The organism is Spelaeicoccus albus (assembly GCF_013409065.1).
Classification (GTDB): Bacteria; Actinomycetota; Actinomycetes; order Actinomycetales; family Brevibacteriaceae; genus Spelaeicoccus; species Spelaeicoccus albus.
This window is the reverse complement of sequence record NZ_JACBZP010000001.1, coordinates 1,532,538-1,547,278: the sequence shown is the minus strand read 5'-3', so window position 1 is coordinate 1,547,278 and position 14,741 is coordinate 1,532,538. Positions and strand designations below refer to the sequence as shown.

Here is a 14,741-nt window from a genome sequence, read left to right as displayed (position 1 = left end):
CTTCGTACGTCTTGCAAAGTTGTCAGTCGGCGGCCGGAGGTAGCCGGCGGTGGTGCTAGGCGGGGTGGTCCGAGTCCGGCGGCGAATCGTTGTCTGCCGAATCCAACCGCTTGACGAGTTCGGCTACGTTCACGCGCAATTCCCGCAGAACGGAAATCGCCCGCTCGGCGTCGTCCGCAGACCATTCCGGCATCGCTTCGGCGAAGACGTCGGCAACGTAGCGCTCGCGTGCCGCGACGCTCTCCCGACCGCGATCGGTGATCGCGATCAAGCATGCGCGCGCGTCCTCGTCATCGGTCCGCCGGCGGACCAGCGCTTCTTCTTCCAGCGAGTCAACGGCCCTCGAGACAACGGGAGCCGACACGCGAAGACGGTGCGCAAGTTCGCCAAGGCGTAGGTCTTCGTCTTGGATCTGTCGAAGGACGCCGATCTTGGTACCGGAGATCGTCCGGTCCCGGCGATGCTGGCCCGTCACCCGGAAAACTCTGACGAGTTCGACGACTTCCGAGAGCACTTCCCCGGCACGTTGACGATCGATCACTCAAAACCCCTTACTTACCCTAAGCAAATATATAGGATAGCTTTGAATGTGTCGAATCTGCGGCTTGGCGACACCGGATTTGGCCTATCGGGCAGGCGGCCGACAGCACATTGCGCCCGCCTACGCCCCGAGTGGCGGCGAATGGCTGCCGGCCCGCATCGAGTGGTGGCGAATGGCTGCGAAATCGGCGATTTCGCAGCCATTCGCCACCACTCGGCAAGAGCTACCTGCCCTCTCCCATGCTCCCGACACGCCCTGCCCACCAGTCGCCACCACTCGGCAGCGACGGGTCCGGCGAGGCCTATTCGTCAGATCTACCGGCTCGCCGACTCGGTTTCCCGACTGTCAGTGTTGCGGGCAGTGCGAACACCCCACCTGAAGACGCGAATCATCGGCGGAAGGATGAGACCGACGACGATCAACGCGGCAAGGGTGATCGCCATGGGGCCGTCAACGAACGTCGTAAAGTCCCCTCCGGCGCTCTTGATCGCCTGACGGAAGTACTTTTCCAGCAACGGTTCCAAGACCAAGGCCAGGATCGCCGGCGCGAGCGGAAAATCATAGCGCTGCATGAAGTACCCGGCCAGTCCGAAGATGAACAGCAACACCATGCTGAACAGGCTGAAGTTCAATGCGTAGGCGCCAAGGACAGTGAACGCCAGCACGCTCGTATACAACAATGGCGGCGGCACTTGCAGCAGCCGAACGAACACCTTGACCAGCGGCAGGTTCAACACGAGCAAAATGATGTTCCCGACATACATACTGGCGATAATGGTCCACACCAGCGTCGCGTTGTCGTGAAACAGCAGAGGCCCCGGCTGCAATCCGTACATTTCAAAGACGAACAAAAGCAGCGCAGTCGTCGCCGAACCCGGGATCCCCAAGGCCAGCATCGGCACGAACGCGCCGCCGACGCCGGCGTTGTTCGCGCTCTCCGGACCGGCCACGCCCTCGATCGCGCCGTCCTTGTCGAATTCCTTCTTATGCTTGGAAAATCGTTTTTCCGCCACATACGACATGAAAGAGCCAAGTGTCGGCCCGAGCCCGGGCAACAAGCCCGCGGCAAAGCCGATCACCGATCCGCGGCCGTACGCCCCGGCCGACCGTCGCCAGTCTTCACGGTTGAGCCACACCCGGCCTTGCAATGCCACTCCTTCGCCGGGCCGAGTATGCCCGGCAGCAAGGTTCTTCAACGCCTCGGGAATCGCGAACAACGCCATGGCGACGAGCGCGAACCCGATCCCGGAATCCAACTGCAATGAACCGAAGGTGAAACGGGGAACGCTCGTCTGCCCGTCGATGCCCACAATTGCGATCGCCATGCCGAACAACGTCGACATGAACGCTTTCGTTTTCGACCCGGTCGACAGCGACGACGTCATTGCCAGCGCCAGAATGAGCAGCAGCGTGTATTCGGCCGCCCCGAACAGGACAGCAACTTGGGCCAACGCGGTGGCCAGGAACATCAACGCCACAACTGACAGGGTGCCGCCGATGAACGAACCGATCGCCGACGTCGCCAGCGCGGGGCCGGCCCGCCCGTTTTTGCCCATTCGATACCCCTCGAGCGTGGTAGCCACATGTGACACCTCGCCAGGCGTATTGATCAAAATGGACGTGATCGAGCCGCCGTACATCGACCCGTAGTAGACGCCGGACATCAAGACGAGACCGGCAGCGGGTTCGAGCCCGAATGACAGCGGAATCAACAAGGCGATAGCCGTAATCGGACCGATTCCCGGCAGGATGCCGATGATCGTACCGATCAACACCCCGGCGAAAGCGAACATGAGGTTCGCCGGCGTCAGGGCGGCAGCCAGTCCGTCGCCGAATTGAGTCAGGAGATCCATGCCGATTACCCCAGAATCCCCACGGGCAGCTGCACGTTCAGCGTCAGCGTGAACACGTAATAGACGACGACGGCAAATACCACGCCGAATATCAGGTTTCGGAGCCACCGACGCCGATCCAGGTACATCGTGGTCGCGACAAGGAAGGCGAACGTCGACAGCAGATACCCGACCGGGATGAAGATCAGGATGTACCCGAGGAGCATCCCGCCGGTAATGAGGAACCGGCGCGTCGTCGACGACTTGCCGGTCGTGTCGGCAGCCCCTTCCGCGATCTCGCTTCCATCGTCAGGTTTAGCGTCGGAGTCGGGGCGGCCCGCCGCGCTCTTGGTCCGCACAAATCCGCGAATGAGCAGCACGATCGACCCGGCGCCCATCAAGATACTGACGGCGTACGGAAACGCGCTCGGTCCGACAACCGACGTGCTGGACGCCGGGGCAGGCACTGCGACGGCTCCCCCCAGCAGGATGAGTGCTAGGAGGAGCCCGGCCGCCCCGGGCACGATATCCGGATGGAGTTCTCGGACTCTACGCATCCGTTATCCTTCGCTTCCGGCTTGACCGATCGATTTGAGCGCGGTCTTGATATTCGTATTGGTCGTATCCAAATACTTCTTCATCTTTTGGCCGGTCATGTAGTTGATGTCCCACTGATTCTTTTCGGCGAAGTCTTTCCAGGTTTTGGTCGTCTCCACCTTTTTCAGCTTCTTTTGCCAGTACTTCACGGCGTAGTCGGGCATATCCGGCGGGCCGTAGACGCCGCGCCAGTTGGCAACCGTAACGTCATATCCCTGGCTGGTTGCAGTCGGAATATCGGAGAGTTTTTTGCTACTCAACGGCTTATCGGCCACGACGGCCAGCCCGCGCAGTTTGCCGGCTTCGAGCTGCCCGCGGAATTCGGAGACCCCGGCAACTGCAGCTTTCACATCGCCGTTCAACAGTGCGGTGATTTCGTCGCCGCCGCCCTCGTAGTTGATGAAGTTCACGCTCTTCGGGTCGGCGTCCCCGGCCTTGGCGAGCAATCCGAACGGCAACCGGTCGTCACCTGCCGCGCCGACGGGCACGGACTTCGGGTTCTTCTTGATGGCCTTCATCAAATCGTCGAGGTTCTTGTACGGTGAATCGGCCGGAACCACCACTATGTAATGGGTCTCGTACAACACGCCCAGCATCGTGACGTCCTTATAGCCGTATTCGGTGCGGCCGCGGATCTGATTGGACATGATCGGCAACGACGTCATCGAGATGTAGTTGTCCTTGCCCTTACGCTTATGCACCGTTTGCGCGAGCCACACGGACCCCGTCGCACCGGGCCGGTTTTGTACCGGTAACGGCGTCGATACGAGGTCTTCCTGCTTCAACGACTTGACCAGGGCTCGCGCCGTGGTGTCCCAGCCGCTGCCGGGATCGGCCGGCGCCGTGACGGTCGTTGGACCGGAAGGATAGTTCTTCCCGCCGTTGGCGCTCCCGGACCCGCCGCTACAGCCCGTCAACGCGACTCCGAGAGTCACTGCGGCGAAAGCCGCCGTCATGCGCTTGGTGTTCATCTCGCTACCTCCTTGTAGGGCCGAGGCTCGTCGCCTCGTCTCGGTGATTACGCCAGTTGCTGTTTTTCCGGAGCGGGGTGCAAATCCCACGACACTCCCGCGCGCGCCACCGAACTGTCGGCGACGTGCCCGACCGCTTCAGGCACCATGTGGCGGGCGAGCTCGAGCATTGCTTCCAGGTCGACGCCCGTGTCGATCCCCATGAGTTGGAGCATGTGGACGACGTCCTCGGTTGCGACATTGCCGCTGGCCCCAGGGGCGAAAGGGCATCCGCCCAATCCGCCGACTGATGCGTCGAATTCGGTGACCCCGGCGTCCAGACCGACCAGCAGATTCGCCAATGCCATTCCGCGAGTGTTGTGCAAATGCAGTAGAAACGAGCAGTCGGGGAAGTCGGCGTGCAAGCGGGACATGGTGTCGCGCACCAATGCCGGATCGGCGACGCCGACGGTGTCGGCGATCGAGAGCTTGCGAACTCCCAGGTCGCGGTAGGCGCCGACGACGTCGTGCACCCGCGAATACGGAACTTTTCCCTCAAACGGACATCCCAGGGCCGTCGCAAGGCCACCAACCAGCGACACACTGTTCTCGAGTCCCAGGGCGATCACGGGTTTGAGCCGTTCGAGTGCTTCCCAGGTGTTGCGATTGGCGTTCGACCTGCTGTGGGAGTCGCTGGCCGAGAGCATGAGGTCCCATTCGTCGGCACCCGCGTCCAGCGCACGTTCGGCACCTCGCACATTCGGCACCAGCACCGAATAAGTCACTCCGGGTACGCGGTCGATTCCTGCCATGACCTCGCCGGCGTCCGCCAGCTGCGGGACTGCCCGCGGATGCACGAACGAGGTCGCCTGCACGGTAGAGACGCCGGTGCGAGACAACGCGTTGATGAGAGCGATCTTTGTCGCGGTCGGCACGAACTCGTGTTCGGCTTGTAGTCCGTCTCGCGGGCCGACTTCGCGGATGCGTGCGGATGTCGGTGACATCAGATGACTCCTTTTTCCATGAGATCGTCGATTTCGTCTTCGCCCAGTCCGAGCGCCTCATACACTTCGTAGTTGTGCTCGCCGAGCCGGGCACCGGCCGTCCGCACGGAGCCCGGGGTTTCGGAGAACTTCGGCACGACGCCGGGCATCCGGATGGTGCCGAACTTCGGATGGTCGACTTCCACGATCATGTCGCGTGCGGCGTAATGCGGCTCGGCAAAGATGTCGGCCATGTTCATGACGCGGGAGACGGGTACGCCGTTGTCGTCGAAGAGCGCTTGGATAACGGAAGCGTCGTGGCGCGCAAACCATTCGCCGACTATCGCGTTCGTCTCCGAGCGGTGTTCGACTCGCGCCTTGTTGCTGGAAAATCGCGAGTCGTCGAGCATATCGGTCCTGTCGATCGCGCGGGCGAGGCGGCGGAAGGTACGTTCCGTGCTCGTCGTCAACACCATCCACACTTCGTCGGCCGTGCGGAACGTGCCGGTGGGCGCGGACGCGCCCAGTTGATCGCCGTGTCGTTCTTGCACCACTCCGAGCCGGTCGTACTGCGCCACAAGTGCCTCCTGCAGGCGGAACATCGACTCGTACAGGGCAACATCGACTTCTTGGCCACGCCCGCCGAATACGTCGCGTCGGTAAAGTGAGGCGAGCGCACCGATCGCTGCGAACAAACCGCTGACGTAGTCCGCTAATGAAATCGGCGGCACGCTGGGCGGATGCCCCGGAGAACCGCTGATATATGCGTATCCGGAATAGGCAGTAGCCGGGGTACCGAATCCCGCCTTGTCGCGATACGGGCCGGTTTGCCCGTACCCGCTCACCCGTACCACGACCAAGTCGGGATTGGCTTCGCGCAGCTGCGAGATGCTCAAGCCCCAACGGTCCAAAGTCCCGGGGCGAAAATTCTCGAACATGACATCCTGCTCGCGGACAAGCCGCAAAAGTAGCGCTTGGCCCGCTTCGGTATGCAAATCGAGCGTCACGCACCGTTTATTGCGAGAGACGGTCGACCAGGTCAATGACTCTTCCCCGTCGAACGGCTGGAGCGCACGTAGCGGGTCTCCGCTGCCCGGAAGCTCCACTTTGACGACGTCCGCGCCGAGATCGGCCAAGACGGACGCCGCAAACGGAGCCGCGTAGACCGTGGCGATATCGAGCACGCGGACGCCGTGCAGGGGCCCGTCCAGTCCGTTGGCAGTGCCGGTTGTCGGCCTCGAATTGCGCGGATCCTCAGTCACGCTCGGCACCTCCTCGGGCACGTTCATCCTGCTCCGTCGTGTCGATAAATCCCGCGGCGAGGGATGCTTCTTTACCTGCCTGACGTATGAGCGGGGCGAACTCAGCACGGACGCGCGCGGTCAATCGCGCCGACGGACCGCTCAGCACCAGCGCGCCCGCTACCGTACCGTTCAAACCAAAGATCGGCGCCGCAAGCGCAGCCACCCCGTCCGCGCGCTCGCTTTCACTCTCCGTCCAGCCGTCGCGCCGTGCCGCAGCGAGCAAGTCGTTGAACTGCGTCCAGTTCGTGTGGTCGAGTCCGCCGAATCTGTGGGCGCTGGCCTTGGCTAATTCGATAGCCCTCTCGGCGGGCATCCACGCAAGCAGAGCTCGGCCGCTGGCGCCGACATGGATCGGCAACGTTTCACCGATTTGCACGATCGGGCGCAAATTTTGCGCACTCAGCACCGATTCGATCGACACCCGGGTCTCGCCGCGCAAAACGTGCAATTCCGCGTTTTCACCAGTCGCGGCGTTCAGCGACTCCAGATAGGGCGTGACGACCTGTCGCAAGTCGATCGATGCCGTCACGCGCGCTCCCAATCGCAGCAATGCCAAGCCGAGTCGAAAGCCTGCTCCTGTTTTTTCCAACATCCCGTGCGCGGCCAACGAGTGCATGAGACGGTACACGGTCGGCAAGGGCAGACCAACGCGCTCCGCCACCGCCTGCGGAGTGAGTGCTCGGTCGCCGGGTGCGTAAGCGTTCAAAATGCCCATGGCTTTATCCAGGACAGCCGAACCACTCGCTGGGGATGGGCGAAATTCCATTATTTGGAATCGATTCCAAATTGCATCCGTCACTTTTAGCACGAGCCGGCATATTGTGACAAGGGTCACTCGGGTCGACCGATTACCGTTCCGGCCGCCGGCCGGAATCACCATTGCGGCTCGCGGCGATGCCTATCGGCGTCGAGGAAGCGCTAGCTGATAGTCGTTCGCGCTCGTTACGACCTCAGCGAAGCCGGCATGAGGTCCCCGTGCGCCGCCAGCAGCTCGTCGCACATTTGCTTGCTTTGTTTCGTGGTCAGTACCGATCCGGCATTTGGATCCATCAACGCGGCTTGGTACACGCGATCACGATTCCCCTCCAGCACTGCTTTGACAGTCAGCTCGACCACATTGAGAAATGTGCGGTTGAGCGCGACGAGTTGCGGCGGCATCGCTCCGACACTGTGGGCGTGGAGACCGTCCGCATCTACTACGGCAGGTACCTCGACACAGCACTCATCGGGAAGATTGGATATTCGTCCTGAGTTCCGAACGTTGACGTACAGTCCAGCGGCCTCGCCGGTCTGGTGCGCCCGTATAAACTCAGAGGCCATTTCCGACGTCGGCTCAAGCTCCAATGAAGTATCGGATTGCAGCGCCAGCTGGGTGGATTCGTACTCGGCGATGTTGTCTTCGGAGCGCTGGAGGTAATCGCCAACAAAGATGCGGAATTCGTCGATTTGCCCGTCATCGTGCATGAACCACGGTAAATATTCGGCACTGTGCTCGCTGGACTCCGTTGGGAAATAACCGAAGCGGCGGTAAATTTCCACCCGCACACGTCGCTGGAGTTCCGGATCGGCGTCGATCGCCTCGGCGAGTCGTGGATACAGGTCTTCGCCGCCATGTTCGAACTTCAATACGAATGCTTGGTGGTTGAACCCCGCTGTCACGAAGTCGACTTCGGGAACGGTAAGCCCGACGAGACCCGCGAGAAAGCGATGAGTATCGCGGACCGAGTGACATAGGCCCACGACTCGATCGAACGCAGTACCGGTGTACACAGCCCACGGCAACATCGCCATGGGATTGGAATAGTTCAGCAAGTACGCATCGGGCGCGTATTTCGCCAGATCGTCGCCGATGGCAAGGAGAACCGGGATGGTACGAAGACCGCGGAAAATGCCACCGATGCCGATCGTGTCGCCGATCGTTTGGCGCACACCGTATCGACTCGGGATATCAAAATCTTTGCGAGTCGCTGCATAGCCACCGACTTGGATCTCGTTGATCACATAGTCGGCATCGGATATTGCGCGCACACGATCCACGCTTGAGGTCACCGTGGCGCCGGCACCCATCTGGAAGCTGACCTTTTCGGCTAGTGCCGCGGCGTATTCGAGACGAAGAGCATCCACGTCGTGCAGTGAGAGCTCGAGTTGTCCGCGCAGTTCCGGGTAGCTGCAGAGGTCAGTGACAACGTTGCGAGTGAACTCGACGCTCCCGGCGCCGACAAAAGCGACCTTGATCATGTGATGATTCTTGCACGCCAATTCCATATTTGAGCATAAACGCTCATTAATTGCGCATCATGCTGATTATTTCTCGGCAACGACGGCTTTCAGTTGCAAACACAGCGGGCGGCCTAGACGCAAATGACTCGACACCCTTCATGACGGATCCGGTCAACCGCTTCTTGGGGAGCGCGCTCATCCGTGATCAGCACATCTACGGCGGACATCGGGCAGACTTGAGCCAAGGCAACACGCTCGATCTTGGTTGCATCAGCGAGAACCACACTCATTTTTGCGCGTCTGATCAGCGCCGAATTTGCTCGGGCTCCAATGGGATCGTAGTTGGTGCACCCGTCCGCTGCACTGACCCCGTCGACTCCGATGAACGCAACATCAATGTTGTAGCTCGACAGGAAGCTCTCGGCACTGGGGCCAATGGTCTCCTGACTACTGGAGCGGACTTCACCTCCGGCGGCAAACACGCGTAGGCCGGGGTTCGAGACGAGGTTGGTGGCGATGTTGATCGCATTCGTCACGATCGTCAACGCCGTTTTGTCGAGCAGGAGTTGCGAAAAGTCCCAAGCAGTTGTGCCGCCCGTCATGCCGATCACTCGTGCGCCGTCGAGGTACGTCAGCGCTTGACGGGCGATACGACGCTTCTCAGGCAGTTCCTGTGCGGTCTTATAGTTCAACGGCACGTCGTTAAACGCAGTATGCGTACTCGCGCCACCGTGGGTACGACTGACTAGACGTTGTTTTTCAAGCACATCGAGATCACGCCGAATCGTTGCCGGTGAGACTGCGAATTCGCTCGCCAGAGTCGAGACGTCGAGCGATCCATTCTCCACGATTGCTGCCACCATATGATTGAGGCGTTCTTTGCGCTGCATGCATTTACGCTATCATTTCGCGCAATAAAACGCCCATACGCGCAATCAAACAGCATAATTATGTTCGTTTGGCGGCAAATTGGGATATTTCATCAATCAATGTTCCAGAAGTATTGATCGTATGCGCATGCAGTGACATGCTTTGAGCAATCCTGACGTGTAATCAAAGCGCGCATCCATGATGCGTTACTGCTAGCAAGGAAGGCTAGAGACAATGGCGCCTACACGGAAGTACATGAAAGCCGCGGGGATGATTGCGGGAGCTACTTGCCTGTGCCTGACAGCCGCAGGTTGCTCATCGGGAGGAGGGCCGGCCTCGACACAGACCAAAGGCGTCACCATCAAGGCCACCATGGCCGGCGACCCGCCACCCAAGGCCGCGTTGGATGCGTTCACCAAAAAGACCGGAATCAAGGTGAACTGGACCACAGTCGACTGGGACAGCTTGCAGACGAAGATCTCCGCCGCTGCGACTGCTAAGACGTACTTCGCCGACGTCACCGACGTGGACTGGTCACGCGTGGGGCAGCTTGGCAAGCTCGACTGGTTCTATCCGATGGAGAAATACCTCAATACGAAAAAGATGGCGAAGGATATGCCACAAATGGATTCCTTCACGCTTGACGGACACGTGATAGGTATTCCCGAAGACGCATCGTTCATGGTGACGACCGTTAACAAGAAGTTGTTCGCGAAGGCCGGGATCAAGAAGATGCCGACCACGATCGGCGACTATACGAAGGACTTGAAGCAGATCAAGTCCAAGGGTGTCGTGAAGTACCCGTTGAACATACCGTTCGCTGCAGCCGAGGGGTTGTCGACCTACTGGTATCAGACAACAGGCGCGTTTGGCGGCACGATTCTCGACGGGAAGGGCCGCCCGCAGTTCACCTCACCCGACTCCGCCGGCTACAAGGCGGCGCAGTGGATGATCAGCGCGTTGAAAAACGGCCTCGTGCGTCCGGGTAGTATCAACGTCGCGGACAGTGAAGGCCAGCAAACCCTCATGGCGAAGGGCACGGCAGCGACAACGTTCTCCGACTATTCCGGGAATGTCGGAAGCTTGTACAACATACCGAAGTCTTCCACCGTCACGAACCAGGTCGAATACATTCCGACGCCCGGCGCCACCGGCGTTGCCCCGAACTTGAACAACCCCGACGGCGTAGGAATACCGAAGAAGGCGAAGTATCCGAATGCCGCCGCGAAGTTCATCAAATGGTTGACCTCCGCAAAGAAGGAAGCAGACTTTGCCGGAGCTAACGGAAAAGACAAAGTACAACCCGGATACTTCGTTCCTTCTCGCCTCAGCGCGATGAAGGAACTGACGAATAGCGGACACCTCGATCAAGGCAAGAAGTTGTCCGACATGCTCGAAAGCAGCACGAAACCAGTATTTCCGCAAGGAGCGCCGTCGTGGTACCCGGAATTCTCGCAAGCGGTATACACAAACCTGCATGCGGCCGCGACGGGATCGAAGACCGCCAGTGCCGCGATCAAGGCCATGAGCGAAAAGGCGAAACAGCTAGCGAGTGGCTCGTGAATGGCATTGCCGCACTTCCGCAGCCAGCGATCGCTGTAGGAGTCGACGTCGGACGCGGCCGATGAATATAGCCACCCAGAGTGACAATCCACGGCAACTCCGACGTCGCCGAGCCCGCAGACGAATCGACCTATTGCCCTACGGGCTGGTCCTGCCGTTAGCAATATTCATTGTGGGTCTGGCACTGATTCCCGCGGCGTTCACCATCGTTCAATCATTTTTCACTGTCCAACCATTGAACCCACCTACGCGGTTCAGCGGTTTTGATAATTTTCGACGGCTCTTCAGTACCGATGCCGTAATTTCCAGCATCGGGAACACGGGGTTATACATAGTTATCGGCGTCGTTCTTTCAACGGTGTTGGCGATTTTTATGGCCGTCACACTCCAAAAGAACTTCTTTGGGCGATCCATCCTTATTGCGATTATGGTTCTGCCGTGGGCGCTACCCGGAGTAGTCGAAGGTATCGTCTGGGCAAATATTTGGAATAGCAATACCGGCCTACTCAACAGTCTTCTGACATCAGCGCACCTCATTGACAACTACCAAGTATTTCTTGGACAGCACCGGTTACTGACAATTCTTGCCATCGAGATCGTGCAGGTATGGCAAATCACACCGTTGTCCACACTGCTGATCATGGCGTCGTTGCAGAACATCCCGAATGATTTATTCGAAGCGGCAGAGTTGGACGGCAGTTCTCCGTGGGCGACCTTTCGCCGGATAACGCTGCCGCTCATTAGGCCGGGCATCACGATCGCGATGGTGCAGGCACTCATCCAGACTTTGAACGTGTTCGATCAGCCGTACATTCTCAATGGTTCCGCGACGGCCGGTTCGTCGCTGACCATGCAGACGTACTTCATCAGCTTTCAGAATCTTGACTTCGGAGAGGGGTACGCCCTGTCATTGCTGATGGCCGTAGCAACAATGGTCATTTCACTCGGTGTATTGAAGCTCGTCTATCGGCCGGTGGAGTTCTGATGCGCGGCCGTACTCCGTGGCTGCGCCGGATCGGCGTGCTGTTCATCGTCCTGTGGTCGCTCGTCCCGATTTACTGGGTACTGAATATCAGCCTGCAGACGGACGCCCAGATGAGCGCGAAGCCCGCCCACTACGTTCCGCCGACTCCATCACTGAACAATTACCTATCGCTTCTGACCGGCGGCGGGAATGTTCCGTATTCAATACGACAGTCGACGATCAATATTGTTATCGAATGTTCAGCCGCCACGATTGTCACAATTGTATTGGCGTCGCTCGCTGCCTATAGTTTTGCTCGGATGAAGTTCCGCGGACGTAATGTCTTATTTTATACGGTGTTGGCCACGATGGCGTTTCCGCCATATATCACGCTAATCCCCCTGTATCGAATTATGACGTTTTTAGGCCTTGTCAACACATACACTGGGATTGTCTTGGTGTATGTTTCCGGGTTCATACCGTTAGCGACTTGGATACTCTATAACTACATGCTCAGTCTGCCGATCGCTTTGGAGGAATCCGGCCAAGTCGACGGCGCCAGCCGCATGCAAGTGCTTTGGCACGTGGTGCTTCCTCTCGCCAGGCCGGGGATAGTCTCCACTGCCATCATCACGTTCATCTTCGGCTGGCAGCAATTCTTGTTCCCATTGGTGCTGTCGAGCGATATTTCAACCGAACCTCTGACTGTTGTGATTGCGGCATTGCAAGGTAAACACACGGTTCCGTACACGCTGCTCAGTGCCGCGGGAGTGCTGGCGATAGTAGTGCCGGCAGTCATCGCGCTTGCTTTGAACCGCTATATCGTGAGCGGACTGTTAAAAGGCAGCGTCAAGTGACCGCGGTCACGGTACGGGAATCGCCAGTCTCTCAACCCACTTCGAACAGCTGTTGAACAGGAGAACCGACCGTGCATGAAAATCGAGACGCCTTGGCGTTAGGCCGTATCACCTCCGAAGAGATCGTGAGCCAGCCCGACTGCTGGGAGCGCGCTGAGACACAAGCGTCGGGCGGCCTTGCCGGTTTGCCCGAATCAGGTGAGCGCGTTCTGGTGATGGGCTGCGGCACGTCGTATTACGTTGCCGCCGCGTACGCATGGCTGCGTGAACAGGCCGGGCACGGGCTCACGGATGCGGTGATTGCTTCCGAAATGCCTACTGTGTTGCGCAATTACGACCGAGTCATGGCGATTAGCCGTTCGGGCACGACGACGGAGGTGGTTACGGCGCTCGCGAGCTTGCCGGACGATATGGCAATCACAGCTGTTCTCGGCGAGTTGGATTCACCCATCGCCGAGATAGCCGCAGACGTCATCGACCTTTCCTATGCCGACGAGCGTAGCGTGGTGCAAACCCGGTTCCCCACCACATTGCTCACGTTGCTGCGTTCAAACCTCGGAGCATCCGCTCCCGCGATTTCGGAGTTCATCGCCGCGGCACGGACGGCAACGACACAACCGTTGTCAGAGGAAGTTCCCGGCCAGTTTGTCGTGCTTGGCACGGGGTGGGCCGCGCCACTCGCGCAGGAGGGGGCACTCAAATGCCGTGAATCTGCAGGACTGTGGGCTGAGGCATATGCCAGCGGGGAATACCGTCACGGTCCGATCAGCGTAGCGGGCTCCCGAACTCTTGTTTGGGCGATGACGCCGCTGAGCAAGTCTCAAATCTCAGCGATTACCGCGACCGGAGCTCGAGTACACCAGGCAACGGAAGATCCTCAGGTCGAACTCGTCTCAATTCAACGACATGCGGTGGAATGGGCTCGCAGGGCCGGCCGTGACGCAGATCGGCCGGTACACTTGTCCCGCTCGGTCGTTCAGCCGTGAATGACCCTATCGACGGCCAGACCGTCGATCGACGCTCGGAGAATGGAACAGTAGTTAGACTGCTCCCGTTGCCGATTCTAAAATCCAACAATTCTTATGCTCACAGCGACTGATCGTCGCCGTTTCCCGGTGACCGGCCAATGGTCGGCGCTGGGTTCTGCCGAGTCGAAGCGGGGCACACGAATGCTCCACGGCGAATATCCCGACCTCCGACTGCTCGGCATCGATGGTCGGGGAACGAACATCGCCCTCCGTTACCTAGATGAGTACATGACAGAACGCTAGGGCAGCGGCGGCAACCGCATGTTAGAGCGGATCGCCGCCATCCTGGAAGCCGTCGACATCGGCCCAGCCACGGCGAGTGACATCGCCCGACGCACGGAGCTCTCCGTGTCCACCGTGCACCGGCTCGCCCTCTTGATGGCCGATTTCGAATTCCTCCGCCGCGACTCCGATGGCCGATTTCGCAAGGGCGGCCGCTTCTTCCGCTCGGCACTGGAAAACACTGCACTCCCCATCCTCACCGAGTTGCGAGATCTCGCTCAAGAATCGTCCCAGCTCTCGGTGCGCCGGGGCGATGAACGTCTGTGCGTGGCCAGCGCCGAAGGGACGCAGATTCTCCGCGCCGCGCTCCCCGTCGGCTCACGCCTGCCCCTATCCCACGGATCGAGCGGCCGACTCCTCGCACGCGATGACAACGCGTGGGACGAGGTTCACTTGTCATTTCGGGCGATACGGCATCCAGCGACAGCCTCATCGAGTTAGCTGCGGGAGCGGACGTTCTCGTGCACGAAGTCATTCATTTCGACCTGTTCAAAGAAGTCATTCAGCCGAGTTCCAGCAATGCCGATTGGGGATGACTCGAGGCTCATCTCGCACGATCACACACGTCGGTGCACGACGTCGGCAAAATAGCCGAAGCAGCCGGCGTCGGCACTCTCGTGCTCAGTCACTTCGTACCGGGTCACGTCGACGTACCGGACGAAACATGGATTGCCCCCGTCCGGGAGCACTACGCCGGCAGAATTATCGCCGGCCGTGACCTGATGGAGATTGAGGTCTGAGAAAGTCGCG

Annotated in this window: 15 protein-coding genes; 6 read left to right on the top strand and 9 right to left on the bottom strand. The window is 59.5% G+C overall.

Annotated features, from left to right (window positions below):
• Window positions 1-55: 55 nt before the first annotated feature.
• From BJY26_RS07100 to BJY26_RS07060, 9 genes are all read right to left on the bottom strand, one after another.
• Entirely contained in the window at window positions 56-541 is a 486-nt protein-coding gene (locus tag BJY26_RS07100; protein ID WP_179426891.1) for a MarR family winged helix-turn-helix transcriptional regulator, read from the bottom strand.
• 314 nt (window positions 542-855) lie between these two features.
• Window positions 856-2,394, bottom strand: coding sequence for a tripartite tricarboxylate transporter permease (locus tag BJY26_RS07095; protein WP_179426890.1), 1,539 nt, complete (start codon window positions 2,392-2,394; stop codon window positions 856-858).
• Between the two features lie 5 nt (window positions 2,395-2,399).
• Window positions 2,400-2,930, bottom strand: coding sequence for a tripartite tricarboxylate transporter TctB family protein (locus BJY26_RS07090; RefSeq protein WP_179426889.1), 531 nt, complete (start codon window positions 2,928-2,930; stop codon window positions 2,400-2,402).
• Between the two features lie 3 nt (window positions 2,931-2,933).
• Entirely contained in the window at window positions 2,934-3,941 is a 1,008-nt protein-coding gene (locus BJY26_RS07085) for a tripartite tricarboxylate transporter substrate binding protein (RefSeq protein WP_237249062.1), read from the bottom strand.
• A 47-nt stretch (window positions 3,942-3,988) separates the two neighbouring features.
• Window positions 3,989-4,924: a hydroxymethylglutaryl-CoA lyase gene (locus tag BJY26_RS07080; RefSeq protein WP_179426888.1), complete on the bottom strand. Its 936-nt coding sequence runs from the start codon at window positions 4,922-4,924 to the stop codon at window positions 3,989-3,991.
• Window positions 4,924-6,165, bottom strand: coding sequence for a CaiB/BaiF CoA transferase family protein (locus BJY26_RS07075; protein WP_218852314.1), 1,242 nt, complete (start codon window positions 6,163-6,165; stop codon window positions 4,924-4,926). The genes BJY26_RS07080 and BJY26_RS07075 overlap by 1 nt, the downstream gene beginning before the upstream one ends.
• Window positions 6,158-6,973, bottom strand: coding sequence for an IclR family transcriptional regulator (locus BJY26_RS07070; protein WP_342354647.1), 816 nt, complete (start codon window positions 6,971-6,973; stop codon window positions 6,158-6,160). Before BJY26_RS07070 ends, BJY26_RS07075 begins: the two co-directional genes overlap by 8 nt.
• A 176-nt stretch (window positions 6,974-7,149) precedes the next feature.
• Window positions 7,150-8,445, bottom strand: a complete 1,296-nt coding sequence (gene melA / locus BJY26_RS07065; RefSeq protein WP_179426885.1) for an alpha-galactosidase — start codon at window positions 8,443-8,445, stop codon at window positions 7,150-7,152.
• Window positions 8,446-8,558: 113 nt separating this feature from the next.
• On the bottom strand, window positions 8,559-9,317 hold the full coding sequence (locus tag BJY26_RS07060) for a DeoR/GlpR family DNA-binding transcription regulator (RefSeq protein WP_179426883.1): 759 nt from the start codon (window positions 9,315-9,317) through the stop codon (window positions 8,559-8,561).
• A gap of 214 nt (window positions 9,318-9,531) precedes the next feature.
• Here BJY26_RS07060 and BJY26_RS07055 point away from each other — a divergent pair, with 214 nt between their 5' ends.
• The 6 genes from BJY26_RS07055 (at window position 9,532) to BJY26_RS07030 (ending at window position 14,731) form a co-directional block, all read left to right on the top strand.
• Window positions 9,532-10,860: an ABC transporter substrate-binding protein gene (locus BJY26_RS07055; RefSeq protein WP_179426881.1), complete on the top strand. Its 1,329-nt coding sequence runs from the start codon at window positions 9,532-9,534 to the stop codon at window positions 10,858-10,860.
• A gap of 172 nt (window positions 10,861-11,032) precedes the next feature.
• Window positions 11,033-11,845 carry a carbohydrate ABC transporter permease gene (locus tag BJY26_RS07050; RefSeq protein ID WP_179426879.1) on the top strand — a complete coding sequence of 271 codons (813 nt, stop codon included), beginning with the start codon at window positions 11,033-11,035 and terminating at the stop codon, window positions 11,843-11,845.
• Window positions 11,845-12,681: a carbohydrate ABC transporter permease gene (locus tag BJY26_RS07045; protein WP_179426877.1), complete on the top strand. Its 837-nt coding sequence runs from the start codon at window positions 11,845-11,847 to the stop codon at window positions 12,679-12,681. Before BJY26_RS07050 ends, BJY26_RS07045 begins: the two co-directional genes overlap by 1 nt.
• Before the next feature lie 125 nt (window positions 12,682-12,806).
• Entirely contained in the window at window positions 12,807-13,667 is an 861-nt protein-coding gene (locus tag BJY26_RS07040; RefSeq protein WP_218852313.1) for an SIS domain-containing protein, read from the top strand.
• Between the two features lie 303 nt (window positions 13,668-13,970).
• Window positions 13,971-14,432 carry an IclR family transcriptional regulator domain-containing protein gene (locus BJY26_RS07035; protein WP_179426875.1) on the top strand — a complete coding sequence of 154 codons (462 nt, stop codon included), beginning with the start codon at window positions 13,971-13,973 and terminating at the stop codon, window positions 14,430-14,432.
• Window positions 14,433-14,560: 128 nt separating this feature from the next.
• A complete protein-coding gene (locus tag BJY26_RS07030) occupies window positions 14,561-14,731 on the top strand; it encodes a hypothetical protein (protein ID WP_179426873.1) in 171 nt (56 codons plus the stop codon).
• The last annotated feature ends 10 nt before the right edge of the window (window positions 14,732-14,741 follow it).

Excerpts from the sequence above, each read along its gene's own strand:
- BJY26_RS07095 (WP_179426890.1), bottom strand. The coding sequence starts at position 2,394 with ATGGATCTCCTGACTCAATTCGGCGACGGACTGGCTGCCGCCCTGACG.
- BJY26_RS07080 (WP_179426888.1), bottom strand. The coding sequence starts at position 4,924 with ATGTCACCGACATCCGCACGCATCCGCGAAGTCGGCCCGCGAGACGGA.
- BJY26_RS07060 (WP_179426883.1), bottom strand. The coding sequence starts at position 9,317 with ATGCAGCGCAAAGAACGCCTCAATCATATGGTGGCAGCAATCGTGGAG.
- BJY26_RS07085 (WP_237249062.1), bottom strand. The coding sequence starts at position 3,941 with ATGAACACCAAGCGCATGACGGCGGCTTTCGCCGCAGTGACTCTCGGA.
- BJY26_RS07070 (WP_342354647.1), bottom strand. The coding sequence starts at position 6,973 with ATGGAATTTCGCCCATCCCCAGCGAGTGGTTCGGCTGTCCTGGATAAA.
- BJY26_RS07045 (WP_179426877.1), top strand. The coding sequence starts at position 11,845 with ATGCGCGGCCGTACTCCGTGGCTGCGCCGGATCGGCGTGCTGTTCATC.
- melA (WP_179426885.1), bottom strand. The coding sequence starts at position 8,445 with ATGATCAAGGTCGCTTTTGTCGGCGCCGGGAGCGTCGAGTTCACTCGC.
- BJY26_RS07035 (WP_179426875.1), top strand. The coding sequence starts at position 13,971 with ATGTTAGAGCGGATCGCCGCCATCCTGGAAGCCGTCGACATCGGCCCA.
- BJY26_RS07055 (WP_179426881.1), top strand. The coding sequence starts at position 9,532 with ATGGCGCCTACACGGAAGTACATGAAAGCCGCGGGGATGATTGCGGGA.
- BJY26_RS07090 (WP_179426889.1), bottom strand. The coding sequence starts at position 2,930 with ATGCGTAGAGTCCGAGAACTCCATCCGGATATCGTGCCCGGGGCGGCC.